Below are 1,535 nucleotides of genomic sequence, written 5' to 3'. Positions count from 1 at the left end.
GAGCTGGTGGTGGAGATCACGGCCGCGTGCCGCGAGCAGGACATCGGGTCGGCCCAGATCAACCAGGCCATTCAGCAGCTCGACAAGGTCGGTCAGCAGAATGCGAGTGCATCCGAGCAGGTATCCTCGACCTCGGAGGAGCTCGCCTCGCAGGCCGAGCAGCTGCAGTCCACCATCGCCTTCTTCCGCATCGGATCCGCCGATGACCTCGGGGCCCGCCAAATGGATGATGCGGTCACGCGGCTGCGTGCCAAGGCAGCAACGATGAAGGCGGCTGACCGCGGCGCGAAGAAGCTGTCCGCCGCAAGGCCCGCGACTGCGGCTCGTCGACCGCTCAAGGCAGCGGCTGGCGGCGGTGGCTTTGCCTTCGTGATGGACGACGGCAGAGACGAGCGAGACGCCGATTTTCAAGCCTGAGGGCTGTCGGCAGAACGGCGCGTTGCAACTTTCCGGTCCGGCACGAGAGCGCCGCCCAGATCATGAAGGAACGAAGATGCGATTCACGATCAAGGCCAAATTGGCCTCCACGTTCGGCGCCGTGATCCTGCTGTCCGCGATCACGGGTGGGATCGGTTATATGAAGCTGAGCGATACGGCCACGGCGACCGAGAGCATCGTGTCAGCCGCAGGCCGGCTCGACAAGGCTGCGCGCCTGAAGGAGAACGTGCTGCTGCAGATCCGCGCCGAGAAGAACGCGCTGCTGGCCGCGTCGGACGCCGAGATGGATCGCTATATCACCGAGGCGATCTCCATCCGGGCCGCGACGGTGAAGACTCGGGATGAGATCTACGCAGTTGCCACGGAGGCCGGCAAGAAGATCCTCGACAGGATCGAGACCAGCTACGCCAATACGAACGCGCTCGAGGATCATACCTTCAAGCTGCTGAAATCCGACCGGACCAAAGCGATCGAGCATTCTTCGAACGACGAGCGCAAGGCGGTGGCGGAAACGCTCGAGCGCCTTAGTGAATACGACACGTTCCTGAAGAAGCTGATGGCGGACAAATCCGAGCAGGCTCGGCAGGAGGGCAGCCATGCCCAGATGCTGATGCTTGGTTTGGTTCTGGTGTCGCTGATGTTCGCCGCGGCCGCCGCGTTCTGGATGTCTCTCAGCATCGGCCGGACGCTGGCGCGCGCAGTCGGGCTGGCCGATGCGGTGGCGATCGGCGATCTCAGCCAGAAGATCGACAAGGTTCATGATGACGAGGTTGGCGACCTCATCAAGTCGCTGAACACGATGACCGCGAACCTCAATGCCACCGCGCTGATCGCCGCCGAGGTCGCCCAGGGCAATCTGGACGTTGCGGCCAAGCCGCTGTCCGACAAGGACACCCTCGGTCTTGCGCTTCAGCGCATGCTGGAGAGTCTCAACGCCACTGCGGCGGTTGCCCAGGAGATCGCGCGTGGCAACCTGACCGTGGAAGCCAAACGTATCTCCGACAAGGACAAGCTCGGCACCGCGCTCGAGCACATGGTGGACAAGCTCCGGCAGATCGTCGCCGAAGCCCTGACGGCCGCGCACAACGTGTCGGCGG

1 protein-coding gene and 1 pseudogene are annotated in these 1,535 nt (G+C 63.7%); both read left to right on the top strand.

All coding sequences use genetic code 11. From position 1 onward, the window contains the following. Positions 1-417 (top strand): annotated as a pseudogene (locus ACQR1L_RS35070) (methyl-accepting chemotaxis protein); the annotation flags it as partial. Between the two features lie 76 nt (positions 418-493). After that, positions 494-1,535 (top strand): HAMP domain-containing protein (locus ACQR1L_RS35065; RefSeq protein ID WP_434862471.1); only part of this gene is annotated, 1,042 nt, incomplete at its 3' end.

The organism is Bradyrhizobium sp. HKCCYLR20261, assembly GCF_051168435.1.
Taxonomy (GTDB): Bacteria; Pseudomonadota; Alphaproteobacteria; order Rhizobiales; family Xanthobacteraceae; genus Bradyrhizobium.
The sequence above is the reverse complement of the archived record's forward strand: the minus strand, read 5'-3'. Positions and strand labels throughout refer to the sequence as shown.